Source organism: Duganella sp. GW821-FHT07G03 (assembly GCF_059418605.1).
The window spans coordinates 84,666-99,052 of record NZ_JBWKQE010000007.1 but is presented as its reverse complement, the minus strand read 5'-3'; the positions used below and the strand labels follow the sequence as shown (position 1 = coordinate 99,052).

General features: G+C 64.0%; 17 protein-coding genes and 1 riboswitch. Of the genes, 2 read left to right on the top strand and 15 right to left on the bottom strand.

The features are described from left to right. Positions 1–69: 69 nt before the first annotated feature. From nusB to glyA, 15 genes are all read right to left on the bottom strand, one after another. A complete protein-coding gene (nusB, locus tag AC07OK_RS11625) occupies positions 70–540 on the bottom strand; it encodes a transcription antitermination factor NusB (protein ID WP_070272937.1) in 471 nt (156 codons plus the stop codon). Positions 541–624: 84 nt separating this feature from the next. Continuing rightward, complete coding sequence (gene ribH, locus AC07OK_RS11620) at positions 625–1,113, bottom strand: 6,7-dimethyl-8-ribityllumazine synthase (protein WP_494690453.1); 489 nt, start codon at positions 1,111–1,113, stop codon at positions 625–627. A gap of 26 nt (positions 1,114–1,139) precedes the next feature. After that, positions 1,140–2,249, bottom strand: coding sequence for a bifunctional 3,4-dihydroxy-2-butanone-4-phosphate synthase/GTP cyclohydrolase II (gene ribBA, locus AC07OK_RS11615; protein ID WP_494690452.1), 1,110 nt, complete (start codon positions 2,247–2,249; stop codon positions 1,140–1,142). A 210-nt stretch (positions 2,250–2,459) separates the two neighbouring features. Next, a complete protein-coding gene (locus tag AC07OK_RS11610; RefSeq protein WP_494690451.1) occupies positions 2,460–3,044 on the bottom strand; it encodes a TetR/AcrR family transcriptional regulator in 585 nt (194 codons plus the stop codon). Then, positions 3,045–3,722, bottom strand: coding sequence for a cupin domain-containing protein (locus AC07OK_RS11605; protein ID WP_494690450.1), 678 nt, complete (start codon positions 3,720–3,722; stop codon positions 3,045–3,047). A gap of 87 nt (positions 3,723–3,809) precedes the next feature. Then, positions 3,810–4,445 carry a riboflavin synthase gene (locus AC07OK_RS11600; RefSeq protein WP_494690449.1) on the bottom strand — a complete coding sequence of 212 codons (636 nt, stop codon included), beginning with the start codon at positions 4,443–4,445 and terminating at the stop codon, positions 3,810–3,812. A gap of 10 nt (positions 4,446–4,455) precedes the next feature. After that, complete coding sequence (gene ribD / locus AC07OK_RS11595; protein ID WP_494690448.1) at positions 4,456–5,553, bottom strand: bifunctional diaminohydroxyphosphoribosylaminopyrimidine deaminase/5-amino-6-(5-phosphoribosylamino)uracil reductase RibD; 1,098 nt, start codon at positions 5,551–5,553, stop codon at positions 4,456–4,458. A gap of 7 nt (positions 5,554–5,560) precedes the next feature. Beyond that, positions 5,561–6,118, bottom strand: coding sequence for a GspH/FimT family pseudopilin (locus AC07OK_RS11590; protein ID WP_494690447.1), 558 nt, complete (start codon positions 6,116–6,118; stop codon positions 5,561–5,563). Between the two features lie 10 nt (positions 6,119–6,128). Continuing rightward, positions 6,129–6,584: a type IV pilin protein gene (locus AC07OK_RS11585; RefSeq protein WP_494690446.1), complete on the bottom strand. Its 456-nt coding sequence runs from the start codon at positions 6,582–6,584 to the stop codon at positions 6,129–6,131. Further along, positions 6,581–8,743, bottom strand: coding sequence for a pilus assembly protein (locus AC07OK_RS11580; protein WP_494690445.1), 2,163 nt, complete (start codon positions 8,741–8,743; stop codon positions 6,581–6,583). Before AC07OK_RS11580 ends, AC07OK_RS11585 begins: the two co-directional genes overlap by 4 nt. Before the next feature lie 9 nt (positions 8,744–8,752). Continuing rightward, complete coding sequence (locus AC07OK_RS11575; protein ID WP_494690444.1) at positions 8,753–9,259, bottom strand: pilus assembly PilX family protein; 507 nt, start codon at positions 9,257–9,259, stop codon at positions 8,753–8,755. A 3-nt stretch (positions 9,260–9,262) separates the two neighbouring features. Continuing rightward, positions 9,263–10,204, bottom strand: a complete 942-nt coding sequence (locus AC07OK_RS11570) for a PilW family protein (RefSeq protein ID WP_494690443.1) — start codon at positions 10,202–10,204, stop codon at positions 9,263–9,265. Further along, positions 10,201–10,755 carry a type IV pilus modification protein PilV gene (pilV, locus tag AC07OK_RS11565; protein WP_494690442.1) on the bottom strand — a complete coding sequence of 185 codons (555 nt, stop codon included), beginning with the start codon at positions 10,753–10,755 and terminating at the stop codon, positions 10,201–10,203. The genes AC07OK_RS11570 and pilV overlap by 4 nt, the downstream gene beginning before the upstream one ends. A gap of 105 nt (positions 10,756–10,860) precedes the next feature. After that, entirely contained in the window at positions 10,861–11,331 is a 471-nt protein-coding gene (nrdR, locus tag AC07OK_RS11560; protein ID WP_043479966.1) for a transcriptional regulator NrdR, read from the bottom strand. Positions 11,332–11,387: 56 nt separating this feature from the next. Continuing rightward, complete coding sequence (gene glyA / locus AC07OK_RS11555) at positions 11,388–12,635, bottom strand: serine hydroxymethyltransferase (RefSeq protein ID WP_217945594.1); 1,248 nt, start codon at positions 12,633–12,635, stop codon at positions 11,388–11,390. Positions 12,636–12,733: 98 nt separating this feature from the next. Then, positions 12,734–12,859, bottom strand: a riboswitch (ZMP/ZTP riboswitch). A 162-nt stretch (positions 12,860–13,021) separates the two neighbouring features. Here glyA and AC07OK_RS11550 point away from each other — a divergent pair. After that, positions 13,022–13,771 (top strand): SDR family oxidoreductase, encoded by a 750-nt coding sequence (locus tag AC07OK_RS11550; RefSeq protein ID WP_494690441.1) that lies wholly within the window; start codon positions 13,022–13,024, stop codon positions 13,769–13,771. Between the two features lie 198 nt (positions 13,772–13,969). Then, positions 13,970–14,383, top strand: a complete 414-nt coding sequence (gene ybgC / locus AC07OK_RS11545; protein ID WP_494690440.1) for a tol-pal system-associated acyl-CoA thioesterase — start codon at positions 13,970–13,972, stop codon at positions 14,381–14,383. Positions 14,384–14,387: the final 4 nt, after the last annotated feature.

The following is a 14,387-nucleotide window of genomic DNA, read 5'->3' as shown; positions in this document are numbered from 1 at the left end:
CCGTCAAACCCAAATAAAAAAAGCCACCACAAGATACCTTGGGTGGCTTGAGACAGTACTGGACGCTGTTTAGCGTTTTTTGTCGGCGGCGACTTCATCCGGGCGGACGCGGGCGGCCAGCTTGTCCAGCACGCCGTTGACGTACTTGTGGCCGTCGATACCGCCGAAGGACTTGGTCAGCTCGACCGCTTCGTTGATGACGACGCGGTAAGGGATTTCCAGGTTGTTCTTCAGCTCGAACGCGCCGATCAGCAGCACGGCGTGCTCGATAGGCGATAGTTCGCCGATGCCGCGGTCGACCAGCGGCGCGAAGCTTTCGCGCAGCGCGACCGAATCCTTGATCGCACCGTACAGCAGCACGGTGAAGTGGTCGCCGTCGGCCTTGTCGAAGCCGTGCGCGGCGCGGATGTTGTTGACCACGGTGGATGCGTCTTCATTGTTCAGCAGCCACTGATATAAACCCTGCAACGCAAACTCACGCGCGCGGTGGCGCGGCGTACGGTTCTTGCTAGGGTTGGCGTGCAAAATTTTATCTGTCATGGTTATACCTGTTCTTAAATACTGTCAAAATCCGGCTCAGTGCGCCGGCGCATACCGGCACACTGCGCCGTTTCCTACTTGTGCTTACTCGTCGTCGCCCTGGTCCTGGCTCAACTCTTCCAGCGCGATGGTCAGATTGGCCATCTCCACCGCCACGCGCGCCGCATCGGCACCCTTGACGGCCATGCGGGCTTCGGCCTGCTCGTCGTTCTCGGTGGTCAGGATGGCGTTAGCGATAGGAATACCATAATCCAGGCCGATGCGGGTGATGCCGGCGCCCGATTCGTTCGAGACCAGCTCGAAGTGGTAGGTTTCGCCACGGATGACCGCGCCCAGCGCGATCAGCGCGTCGAACTGCTGCGACTCGGCCATCTTCTGCAGCACCAGCGGCACTTCCAGCGCGCCCGGCACGGCCACGTGCAGCACGTCTTCATCGGTCACGCCCAGGTGCTTCAGTTCGGCCAGGCAGGCCGACAGCAGGCCGTGGCAGACATCTTCGTTAAAACGGGCTTGAACGATGCCGATGCGCAGTCCGTCGCCGGACAAATTGGTTTCGTAGCTTCCTACAGTCATGGAGTGCCTCTTGTGTGTTGGTTGAATTAGTGTGGTTTGGCCATGTAGCCGGTCACTTCCAGATCGAAGCCCGTCATCGACGGCATCTTGCGCGGGCTGGCCAGCAGCTGCATCTTGCAGACGCCGACTTCGCGCAGGATTTGCGCGCCGATGCCGTAGCTGCGCAGGTCCATGCTGGCCGCGCGGCCTTTCGGTTTGGTTTCCGGCTTGCCCAGCGCGTCGAACTGGGCGAAGAACTGCTCCGCCGTTTCTTCGCAGTTGAGCAGCACGATCACGCCGCGCTCGGACGCCTTGACCGCCGCCAGCGACGACGACAGGTTCCACGAGTGGGTGGTCGCTTCCGATTCCAGGATATCCAGGATCGACACCGGCTGGTGCACGCGCACCAGGGTTTCCTTGCTCTTCTCGATGTCGCCGTGCACCAGCGCCAGGTGGGCCGAGCCGCTCGGCTTGTCGCGGAAGGCGATCATGCGGAAATCGCCCTGAGCGGTCTTGAGCGGACGCTCGCCGATCTTCTCGACCAGCGACTCGTTGCGGCTGCGGTAGTGGATCAGGTCGGCGATGGTGCCGATCTTCAGGCCGTGTTCCTTGGCGAATTCCAGCAAGTCCGGCAGGCGCGCCATGGTGCCGTCGTCCTTCATGATCTCGCAGATCACCGAGGCTGGCGTCAGGCCGGCCATCGCGGTCAGGTCGCAGCCGGCTTCGGTATGGCCTGCGCGCATCAGCACGCCGCCCGGTTGCGCCTTCAGCGGGAAGATGTGGCCGGGCTGGACGATGTCCGACGGCTGCGTGTCCTTGGCGACGGCGACCTGGATGGTCTTGGCGCGGTCGGCCGCCGAGATGCCGGTGGTCACGCCCTCGGCCGCTTCGATCGACACGGTGAAATTGGTGCCGAAGGCGGTGCCGTTACGGGCCGACATCATCGACAGGTTCAGCTGGTCGCAACGCTCTTCGGTCAGGGTCAGGCAGACCAGGCCGCGCGCATGCTTGACCATGAAATTAATGGCTTCAGGCGTCACAAAGTCCGCCGCGAGCACCAGGTCACCTTCGTTTTCCCGGTCTTCTTCATCGACCAGGATCACCATGCGGCCAGCGCGCAATTCGGCGACGATTTCTTCGGTGCTGGAAATTGACATTTTTAATCCTTTGTAGCGGAGCTAGAACAGGGCGCTATTTTAAAGGATTTACGCCCGCCCCACCGCAAAAGCCCGCTTTTATCCGCCAAATGACCGGCTTTGGAGCATGTCCTCTGAATTTCTTGTCAATATTCCAGCGCGGCGCGGGGCAACGGCGCCAAAATCCGACACGCGAACCTACCAATCAGTTGGCTTGTACAGCCCGGCCACTCAGGCAAGCAAGGTCGACAGATAGGTTTGCGCCACGCCGGCCGGACCGGGCGCGCCGCGCACCGAGCGGGCCACGATCATTGCGCCCTCCAGCGTGGCGAGGAAGGCTTCCGCCAGCGCCCGCGCCTGCGGCTGCGCGCGCAACTGCTGCGCGCGCTGGCCTTCGGCGATCACCATCGCCAGCCAATCGGTGTTGGCCTCGAAGAAGCGGCTGACCTCGTGCGCCACGCCTTCCGGCAGCGAGTTGGCCTCCGCCCCCAGCATGCCGCAGACGCACAGGCGCTGTTCGGCGGCGAAGGTGTTTTCGAACAGCGTGGCGTAGGCTGTCAGGCGATCGGCAGCCTTGGCGTGCTGGACCTCGATGCGCAGCAGCTGCTCGCGGAAGCGGTGCGTGTAGCGCTGCGCCACCGCGGCCGCCAGATCGCCCTTGGTCGCGAAGTGATGGTGGATGCTGGGCTTCTTGATGCCGACCAGCTTGGCCACATCGTCGTAGGAAAAGCCGTTGTAGCCGCGCTCCTGGATCAGGCCCTCGGCTGCATCCACCACCCGCAGCGCGGACTCGGACATCTCGGAAAAATGCTTCATTTACTGGTTCTCTTTGTGATCGGCAATCGGCAGATGCCCGACTTTGACCAGGATGATACAGCCTTCGCGGCTGAACGGCTGATGCGCGCTCAGGTGCGGACTGCGCAGCCAGGTGCCGGCCGGATAGCTGCCGAACTCGTCTTCGAACACGCCATCCAGCACGTAGATCTCTTCGCCGCCGTAGTGCCGGTGCGGATTGAAGCGCGTGCCGGGCGCCCAGCGCACCAGCGCCGTATGGGTGGCGCCGAATTCGGACAAGGGCATCACCGACAGTCCCGGCACCAGGCCCGGCAGCCATGCCGTCGCGCCGCTATCGATGCGCACGGCTTGCGTATCCTGCGCATCCATGTGGCGCAGCTTGACCAGCAGCGTGCAGCCGCCGACCGAGCCCGGCGCATGCGACGAGCCCGGTGGATTCTTGAGGTAGGCGCCCGCGCCGTAGCTGCCGGATTCATCGAAGAAATCCCCCTCCAGCACCAGGATTTCCTCGCCGAGTTCATGCAGATGATTGGGGAAACTGCTGCCCGGCGCATAACGCACGATGGATGTCGCGCGCGCCACCTCGCCGCCATCGCGCTCCAGCATCTTGCGCTGTATGCCCTGTGCGGGCGAATCGACCCAAGGCAAGTCTAGCGACTGCACCAAGGCGCGTTTGCTGTAATCCGAGTTGATGTTCATGAAATCTCCTTTACCGACTAGTTGGTAGGCATACTAGCCGAGGCTGGAGACGGTGTCAACGCCCGTCACGGCGGGCGTTGCGGGGCCTTATTTGCCGGCGGCGCCGACCGAGACCATGCGCTCGACGTAGCGGGCGATCAGGTCGATCTCCAGGTTGACCTGCTTGCCCACCACCAGATGCTTGAGCGTGGTCATGGCGATGGTGTGCGGGATCAGATTGATCGAAAACTGGCAGACCAGGTCCTTGCCGGTGCCGATATCGGTCACGCGGTTGACCGTCAGCGACACGCCGTTGACGACGATCGAGCCCTTGAAGGCCAGGAACTTGGCCAGCTCGTGCGGCGCTTCGATCACCAGCTCCCACGATTCGCCCACGCCCTCGAACTTGCGCACCACGCCCAGTCCATCCACGTGGCCGGACACCAGATGGCCGCCCAGGCGCTCGCTGAGCGTCAGCGCCTTTTCCAGGTTCACTTCGGTCAGCGTGTCGAGGCCGACGGTGCAGTTCAGGCTTTCGCGCGAGACGTCGACGCGGAAGCTGCTGGCGTCCTTTTCCACCACGGTCATGCAGGCGCCGTTGATGGCGATCGAGTCGCCCAGCGCGACGTCGGCCAGCGGCAGGCCGCCGGCGTTGATGTTCAGGCGCACGCCCGCGAACGAGCCGCCTTCCAGCGGCGTGACGGATTCGATTTTGCCGATAGCGGCGACAATTCCAGTAAACATGTGAGTGCTCTTAATGATGAGTGAATCGTGCAAGGATACGCAAATCTTCGCCGATCTGCTTAACCTCGTGAAATTTCAACCGCTGCTTGAGCGACAGGTCGGTCAAGGCCGGCAAGGCGAACATGCCTTGCGCGTCGCCCAGCAGCATCGGCGCCAGGTAGACCAGCAGCTCGTCGACGCAGCCTTCGCGGATCAGGGAACCGTTGAGCTTGCCACCGGCTTCGACGTGCAGCTCGTTGATCTGGCGCCGGCCCAGTTCGCGCATCAGCTCGGGCAGGTCGACCTTGCCGGAAGCATTGGGCAGCAGGATGATCTCCGCGCCCACCGCGCGCAGCGCCGCCTCCTTTTCGGGATCGGCCACCGCCGCCGCGATCCAGGTGCCGCCGCCCTGCAAGACCTTGGCCGCAGGATCGATGTCGAGCTTGCTGTCCACCACGATGCGGCGCGGCTGGCGCGGCGTTGCCACCGCGCGCACGTTGAGCTGCGGATCGTCGGCCTTGACGGTGCCGATGCCGGTCAGGATGGCGCAGGCGCGGGCGCGCCAGGCGTGGCCATCGGCGCGCGCCTCCGGCCCGGTGATCCATTGGCTGACGCCGTTGTGCAGCGCCGTCATGCCGTCCAGGCTGGCGGCGGTCTTCATGCGCACCCACGGCAGCCCGCGCGTCATGCGCGAGAAGAAGCCGATGTTCAGTTCGTATGCCTGTTCGGCCAGCAAGCCGGTGCTGACCTCGATACCGGCGGCGGCCAGCTTGGCCATGCCCTGCCCGGCCACCAGCGGATTCGGGTCCTCCATCGCCGCCACCACGCGGCCCAGGCCGGCACGCACCAGCGCGTCCGAGCACGGCGGCGTGCGGCCGTGGTGGTTGCACGGTTCCAGCGTCACGTAGGCGGTGGCGCCGCGCACGTCGTGGCCGCGCGCCACCGCATCCTTCAGCGCCTGGATTTCCGCATGGTCGCTGCCGGCCTGCTGGGTCACGCCGGCGCCGATCACCAGCCCGTCGCGCACGATCACGCAGCCGATGTGCGGATTTGGCGAGGTCGTGTACAGCCCTTGGGCGGCCCACTCCAGCGCCAGCGTCATGCCTTCGAGATCGTTGCTGATGTTCACGTTGTCCTTAGTCTATGGCGCTGGTGCAGCTTGCCCCGTCCACCGCCGGATCGCACACGCGCACCCGGCCCAGCATATTGATTTTGATGTTGCGCGTGCTGTCGCCCTGCGTCAGCGACAGCGTGCCCCAGCGCGCGGCCAGGCTGTTGCTGGCGCTGCAGGCACGCCCAGCAGCATTATAAGCAAGATATTGCGGCGTTGCGCCCGACGAAAAAACCGAGGCGACTCGGACGCCCTCGGCGATCGGGCCATGGCGGAACAACAGCAACTCGCCGGGGTCGGGGCGACGGTTGCCATTCTCGTCGATAAAGACCGTCCAGCCCAGGCGCCAGGCGGCGCCGCCCGGCTCCAGCGGCACCAGCAGAACCTGGCCGCCGCGGGCGATGGCGTGCGAGCGGGTCAGGTTGATGGCCGCCACCAGGTCGTTGACGGCGATGCGCAACTGCTGGCGCTCCAGCGCGGTCCGGTAGTTCGGCACGGCGACACCGAGCAGTATTATCGCCAACAACAGCACGATCAATAATTCGATCAGACTGAAAGCGGTGCTGAAGGAATGGTCTCGCATCGTGCGGTCCTCATGGCCAGCAGTGAACGGACGGCCCGGTCGCCAGGCGCAGGCCGCTGCTGGTCAGCTTGAGTTGCCGGCAATCGTCGTCATGAAAGCTAGCGTCGACCAGCGCGGTGCCCGGCGTGGCGATCAGCTGCACGCATTGCGAGATCCGTTCGCCGTCACAGGCCCTGCCTTCGATTTCGTAGGCGCTGGTCGGCGCGCCGTTGCTGCTCCACCATTTGAACTGGCGGGCTTCCGGGTCCGTGATGCTGGACGAGAAGGCGATGTAGGTGTTGGCCTGCGTGAAGAACCGCTCTTCCTGCTGCATCAATTGCAGCAACGCGGCCTGCGCCTCGGAACGTCGCGCACGGATCACGTGCTGCTGAAATCCCGGCATCACCTGCGCGGCAAGCACGGCCAGTATCACCAGCACGATCAGCAATTCGATCATGCTGAAGGCTTGTTGGCGCGCCGGCTTCATTTGATCGCCTCGTGCAGCTCACGCCAGTTGGCCACCTCGCGCCAGCTGAGCCGGCCGGACCGCGAGCGCACTTGGACGCGGCCCACCACGGTCGCTTCACGCGCCGACGCGTTGACCACGGCATAGTCCTTGTCGACTGCAACCCGCCCCGTCGGATCGGGCGGGCTAGCGCGTGTTGATTGCGGCACCAATGACGGCACGGCCGTATAGGTCGATTGCAGCACGCCGACGATAGGCGCGGTCGGCATGCTGCTCGCCTTGCTGCGGCCATCCGCCAGTCCGCTCAGCGCATCCAGCACGTAGGTGCGGCTGCGCGCGGCATCACATTTGTCAGCTCCCGGCAGCAGCGTGTTGAACGCGACCTCGCCGCCCACCAGCTTGCCGCTGCTGATGCTGCGCTCACCCGTGCGCGCGGATAGCATAAAGTCCACATACCAGCCTTTGCTGCCGGGCGGGATCTGCGCGCCGCTGATGCCGAACAAGTCCGCCGTCGAAGGCTCCAGCACGCGTTCGGTCAGCTGGCGGCGGCCGGCAACGGCGTCCATCGGCACGGACAGGCTGTCAAGGATGGCGTAGAACGATTGCGTGCTAAAAGTTCCAGGCGCCAGGCCGGCCCGGTCGAACAGCATCCCCGTGCCAAACAATATCAAGTAGCCGCCGCCGGAGGCGTAGGCCAACATGGGTTGTTGCGCTATCGGCTGCCGCCTGCCGTCGGCATCCCGAGCGACGAACAGCGCCTTGGCGGCCGCGCCTGGCCAGGTATTGAAATCGAAACGCCACAGATTGCCTTGCAGGTCGCCGGCGTAGGCGTAGCTCAACGCGCCATCGCGGTCGGCGACCAGCACCGGTGCGCTCAGGCCGTTGGCCAGCGATGGCTCTGCGATGGGCGTGACAAGCCGGTAGTAGTTCACGTTGAGCGTCCACGGCGCATCGCGCGCCTTGTCCAACGCCAGCAGGAATAAGGCGCCCTTGCCCGCGCCGCTGGCATGACCGTCGCTGGCGTAGTTGTTCAGGCCGCTGGAGACGATGGCGAAGTAGCGGTAGATGGGCACATCGGCGCCACGACTGACGCGTACCTTGGCAAGCTGCGGCAGCGTGGTGACGTTGCCCATCATTCGATCGTCGCGGTCGGTAAATTCCCAGAGCGCGGCGTTTTCGTTCAACGCGGAGGGATCGGTGATATCCAGCGCGAACACACCTTGTGCGCCACCGCCCATGGCCGCGACCAGGACCGTGCGCCAATTGCCGCCGATCAGGGCGTCGCCGCTGAACGACGGGCCGTCGACGTAGGCGCGGTGGACATAGTCGAGGCTGGGCAGACGGTTCAGCACCGGCATCAGGGCGTTGGGCAAATAGGCGTAGAGTTCGCCGCCCGTGTTGGCGTCGAAGGCGTGCAGCATGCCGTCGTTGGCGCCAAGGTAGACCGCGGTGCGGCGGGCTTTGTGGCGCTCGCGGAAAGCCAGGTAGCCAGCATCCCGCGCCGCGCCCGACGGTGGTCCGACCAGCACCGGCGCGCTGTTGATCGAATCGCCGAGCACGCTGCTGCGGCGGCGGAACAAGCTGCCTTCATCGCTGCGGTCGCCGCGCAGGTAGGCCAGGCGACGCTCGCCCAGGCCATCGACAGCGGCTGCATGCGGCGGCGGCGCCTGATCGAGCAAGGCTTGCTGCGCCGCCGACAAGACGGGCCATGCAAAGGGAACGCCTTCCAGCTTGCCTTCCGCCTGCACGATGGACGTGTAGAGTTTGCGCGCCGCAGGTTCCGGCATCGGTGCGCGCCCCGGCTCGCCGGTCAGGATGGCGCCGGCATCCCACAACGCAGCGGCAGCGTCCGGCAAGGCAACGCCTGCCGGTGGCAAAGCGATGCGCTCAACATGCCCGCCCCAATCGCTCGCGTCTAGCATGGTGCTCAGCAGATCGCCGGCCGATCCGGCTGGCGTCGCAGCGCCCATAGACGCCAGCAACAGCGAAGGGCCGGCGATCCGCGCGCCGACACGGCACGCGGCGCTCAACGGATCGCTGGCAATGGTGAGCACCGGCGGCGCTGCGCGCACCCCGCCCGCCAGCATCGGCAGCAACATCAACAGCGCAGCGATCGCTAGCCACGCCCACCACCGCCGCCGGCCATGTCCGGGCAGCGGTGCACCGCTTGCAATGTGCATATCCCCTCCTCACTCCGGCTTGACGAACACCGTCTGCAAAACCAGCTCCGTGCCGGGCCTGGCGCCAAAACCGATCGCCGTCACGCGGTAGCAAGCGCCGGCCGCGCCGCCGGCAGACGCATCCTCGCCCGGTTGATGGCACTCCATGCGTTCGATTACATAGCGCGGCCGCTTGAACGGCAGTACGCCTTCGGCCGTCAGCATCGCCGCGCCGGTATGGTCGCCGTAGCCCAGCGTGCAGGCGCCGCCGTCCTCGCCCCCGGACAAATCCACCCGCAGCCAGACGGGCGCCCTGTCGCAAGCACTGGCCTCCGCCGTGCCGCTCTGGATATCGCGTTCCGCATCCGCCAAGGCATCCTCCGCCGCCTGAAACGCCACATCCCGATCGCGCTCGCCACGCGCCGCCTTCTCGCCCTGCAAGCTCATTTGCGCCGCCGACACGCCCAGCAGCATCGCCAGGATCAACATCATCAGGCACATCAACACAACCACCCCTTGCTGCCGTTGCGCCGCCATGAGCTAGCCGCTCCGATTACGCAAGGCCACCGTCATGCCGACCACCCGGCGCGCCCGCGTGCGCTGCGATGGCGGCAGCGTGGCCTCCACGATGCGCACGCCTTCATCGTCGCCATGCGCAGCGGAATACGCGGGGCCGAACAGATCGAACCGGGTCGTCGCCATGTCCGCGCGGGTATTGCTCTCACCATGCAGCAGCAGCGCCACCCTGACGCTGCATACGCGCTTCCAGTATGTCTTGCGATGGAAGTCGCGCAAACGCTCGCCCGGCGTGGCGCCGGACAACACCAGCGCGGCATCCATCGCATTGATATGGCTGGCGTTGACATACGCATTGGGAACGCCATCGGCCGGCGTATCGGTATCGAGCCCATACAGCACCTGGAAGGATTCAACGCCGCGCACGATGGCGTCTGAGCCCCAGCCGGACGCGCCGCGGTATTTGCAGCGCAGTTCCGCCACGCCAGCGCCGTCGTCCGCGACATAGAAGATGCTCCAGCCGCGCGCATCGGCCGCGTCAGGAACGGCAACCCCGAAGCCGGCGCAATTGAGGCTGGAACCATCGCCATTGCCGCCCACGCCCGAACCGGAAAAGCGCAAGGCCAGCACATCGCTGCCGTGCGCCACGGCCGGCAAGGTCGCGGCGATATCCGCGCCGCCCCGGCTGATGCTGCGCGCGTCCAGCCCCGCGATGGACGCCGGCGCATCGGCTTCCAGTTCCACCGGCGCGGCCGTGCTGTCCCAGTTGACATAGGCGCCCTGCCGTATCGCCCGCGCCATGATGTCGAGCGCATGGCGGCCACTGTCGTTGAGTCCGGCGTTCTCGCTGTGATTGCGGTAGTTGCTGCCGGCCGACAGCAGCAAGCCGCTGGCCAGCAGGGTTACGATCAGACCCAGCGCCACGGCGATGGCGAACTCGACCACGGTCCATCCGCGCGCGCTCATCGCGTCGCTCCAACCACCACGGCGACGGCCGGCGCGACATCCCCGCTGGCATCCTTGCGCAGCGTACCGTCGGGATTCTTGCTGCGCCATCCGACCTTGACCACCACCGGCGCGCCGGCAGCGCCGCCGCAAGTCCAGGCCAGCTTGCCGCTGCCGTCACGACAAACCAGTACGCGACCCGCAGGCAAGTACTGGCCGACTTGAATTTTCACCTCATACAGGTCGAACAGCGCCAACTGCGCGCTGTCGCACGCGCCGCCGTAGCACAGGGCCGACGGCGCCGGCGGATCGGGTTCGGCCAGCGCATCGTAGTCCAGCATCAGATAGGGATTGGCGCCATCGGCCAGGTGCATTTGCGCGGCGTTGGCGCGCATGCGTTCGGCCAGGCCAGCCGCCAGGTAAGTCGCCTGCGACAACAGCGCGGCCTGATGCCGCATGCGCAGGGCCGCCAGCTGCATCGCCACGCCGCCGACGATGCCAACCGCCAGCAACAGCACGGCGATCAGGATCTCCAGCAGCGTAAAGCCAGGCATATAGGCGCGTGTGCGCATGGCACACCTCCGCAAGTCGACAAGGACAGTGCTAGAAGTTAGCAGCGACTACTGCAGAGGATATGAGGTGTATCAAAGGTGCGCCAGCCGTAGGCCGGCGAGTAACTAAGCCTTGCGTGGCTTGCGTTCCTGCCCGACTTCGGCAATCGCGTCCTGGAACTCGGCCAGGTCCTCGAAGTTTTTATAGACCGATGCAAACCGGATATACGCGATCTTGTCGAGGCGCTTCAGTTCCTGCATCACCAGCTCGCCGATGTAGCCGGTGTCGACTTCGCGCTGGCCGCTGGTCAGCAGCTTTTCTTCGATCGACAGGATCGCCGCGTCCACGGCGGGCGCCGCCACGGGGCGCTTGCGCAAGGCCAGCGTCAGGCTGCCGCGCAACTTGGCGGCCGCATACTCGGTGCGGCTGCCGTTCTTCTTGACCACATACGGCATCACCAGTTCGATGCGCTCATACGTGGTAAATCGTTTATCGCATTTTCCGCAGCGCCGGCGCCGGCGTATGGAATCCCCTTCCTCGGATACGCGCGTATCGAGAACCTGGGTATCTTCATGCTGGCAAAACGGACATTTCATATTGGCGCTATTCGATGACGCGACACCGGCACACGCCGGCGTCGCGGTACTGCTAATTACTTGGCGTAGACAGGGAACTTGTCAGCCAGAACCTTCACGGCCGCTTTCACGCGGTCGATGGTCGCGGCGTCGTGCGGGTTGTCCAGCACGTCGGCGATCAGGTTGCCGACTTGTTCCGCTTCCGCTTCCTTGAAGCCACGGGTGGTGAAGGCAGGCGAACCCAGGCGGATGCCGGAAGTCACGAATGGCTTCTGCGGATCGTTAGGGATGCCGTTCTTATTGCAGGTCATGTGCGCCGCACCCAGGATCGCTTCCGCTTCCTTGCCGGTCAGGTTCTTCGGACGCAGGTCCACCAGCATCACGTGCGACTCGGTGCCGCCGGAGACGATGCGCAGGCCGCGCTTGATCAGGGTCTTGGCCAGCACGTCGGCATTGATGACGACTTGCTGCTGGTAAGCCTTGAACTCAGGCGTCAGCGCTTCCTTGAACGCCACTGCCTTGCCGGCGATGACGTGCATCAGCGGGCCGCCCTGGATGCCTGGGAAGATCGCCGAGTTGATGATCTTCTCGTGCTCGGCCTTCATCAGGATGATGCCGCCGCGTGGGCCGCGCAGCGATTTGTGCGTGGTCGAGGTGACGAAGTCGGCGTGCGGCACCGGATTAGGGTACAGACCAGCAGCGATCAGACCGGCGTAGTGCGCCATGTCGACCATGAAGTAAGCGCCAACAGCTTTGGCGACGGCAGCGAAACGCTCGAAGTCGATCTTTTTCGAGAACGCCGAGGCGCCGGCGATGATCAGCTTAGGCTTGTGTTCCTTGGCCAGCGCTTCCATGGCGACGTAGTCGATGTCTTCTTCGGCGGTCAGGCCGTAGGAGACGACGTTGAACCACTTGCCGGACATGTTCAGCGGCATGCCGTGGGTCAGGTGGCCGCCTTCGGCCAGCGACATGCCCATGATGGTGTCGCCTGGCTTCAGCACGGCGAAGAACACGCCCTGGTTGGCTTGCGAACCCGAGTTAGGCTGCACGTTGGCCGCTTCCGCGCCGAACAGCTGCTTGACACGGTCGATCGCCAGTTGCTCGACGACGTCGACGTACTCGCAACCGCCGTAGTAGCGCTTGCCTGGGTAGCCTTCGGCGTATTTATTGGTCAGCTGCGAACCCTGCGCTTCCATGACGGCTGGCGAGGTGTAGTTCTCCGAGGCGATCAGTTCGATGTGATCGTGCTGACGGGTGTTTTCTTTTTGAATTGCGCCGAACAATTCCGGGTCAACGTTGGCGAGGGTGTGATCTTTTGCGAACATGTAAAAACTCCAAATGAATTGAGTAACTTGTTACTGGCAGGTTGGATCGAATGAGGGAAGCCGATAGCGGACAGGCAGCCTCTTCGTGCATTTCCATCGATGGCTGCCCAGGCGAACGGCTGATGAAATCTCACGTTTCCCGGTGGATGCCCACCTTTCGCCAACCGATCGCCACGCACCAAAATGGTGATGACCGGAGCTTTTCGCCAGTTACGTGAGACGTAATGGAAGCCTGATTGTAATTTATGCGCCAGCTTTGAGCAAGGAAATGATTACCTAAAAGGCAATCTTATGCCGATTTTGATAGGAGAGATAAGCCATACTGCCATTTCGGCTACACTTGACCACCGTTTCCACTCTTTCTACACATACCGTAAGGATAGATCATGATCGTCTTCATCACCGGCGCCACCGCCGGCTTCGGCGCCGCCATGGCCCGCACTTTCGTCCAGAACGGCCACAAGGTCCTGATCAGCGGCCGCCGCGCCGACCGTCTGCAGGCGCTGTCGGCCGAGCTGGGCGCGGCCGCCCACCCGGTCGTGCTGGATGTGACCGACAAGGCCTCGATCAAAGGCGCACTGGACGGCTTGCCGGCCGAATGGGCGCAGATCGACGTGCTGATCAACAATGCCGGCCTGGCGCTGGGCGTCACGCCGGCGCATGAATCGTCGCTGGACGACTGGGACACCATGATCGCCACCAATTGCAGCGGCCTGGTCGCCATGACCCGCGCCGTGCTGCCGGCGATGGTGGCGCGCGGCAGCGGCACCATCATCAACATCGGTTCGGCGGCCGGCGATACGCCTTATCCGGGCGGCAATGTGTACGGCGCCACCAAGGCCTTCGTCGAGCAGTTCACGCTGAACCTGCGGGCCGACCTGGTCGGCACCGGCGTGCGCGCCACCAATATCGCGCCCGGCCTGTGCGGCGGCACCGAGTTCTCCAACGTCCGCCTGAAAGGCAACGACGCGGCCGCGGCCAAGGTCTACGAAGGCACCGAGCCGCTGACGCCGGAAGACATCGCCAACACCGCCTACTGGATCGCCACCCTGCCCGCCCACATCAACATCAACCGCATCGAAATGATGCCGACTTGCCAAGGCTACGGCCCGCTGGTGATCAAGCGCAACCTGTAAAAATCAGGGCTGGCGAATCGCTTCATCCCTGAAGCGATTCGTAAGCGGTTGTTACAAGCCTTGGCAAGTTGCAGGGAAAACGCTTTACTATCGTCTGTGCAATATTTTGGAATTCACGGCAATTACTCTGTCGCAGCTTCAACGACAACAATAAAATCGCGTAGAATGTTGCTCACTCTCACTAGTAGTCAAAACAACATGCCAGCAGAGTTTATCTGGAACGTACGGGTCTATTACGAGGACACCGACGCCGGCGGTATCGTCTATTACGCAAACTACCTCAAATTCTTTGAGCGCGCCCGTACCGAATGGCTGCGCGCCATCCACGTCGAGCAGCACGCCCTGCTGCAGGAACACGACGCCATGTTCGTCGTCAAAAGCGTCAGTGCGGAGTATCATGCGCCTGCCAGGTTGGACGATGTACTAAAATTAACACTTGGTATCGAAAAGCTAGGCCGCGCCTCCATCCAGTTCGTGCAGCAAGCGTGGTGCGGCGAGCAGTTGCTGAACACCGCCCGAGTCAAGGTCGGCTGCGTCGGTTCGGACCTCAGTCCGCGCGCCGTGCCACCGTCGGTTGCAGAAAAAATGCGTAGTACCATCAAAACAGACTGAACCA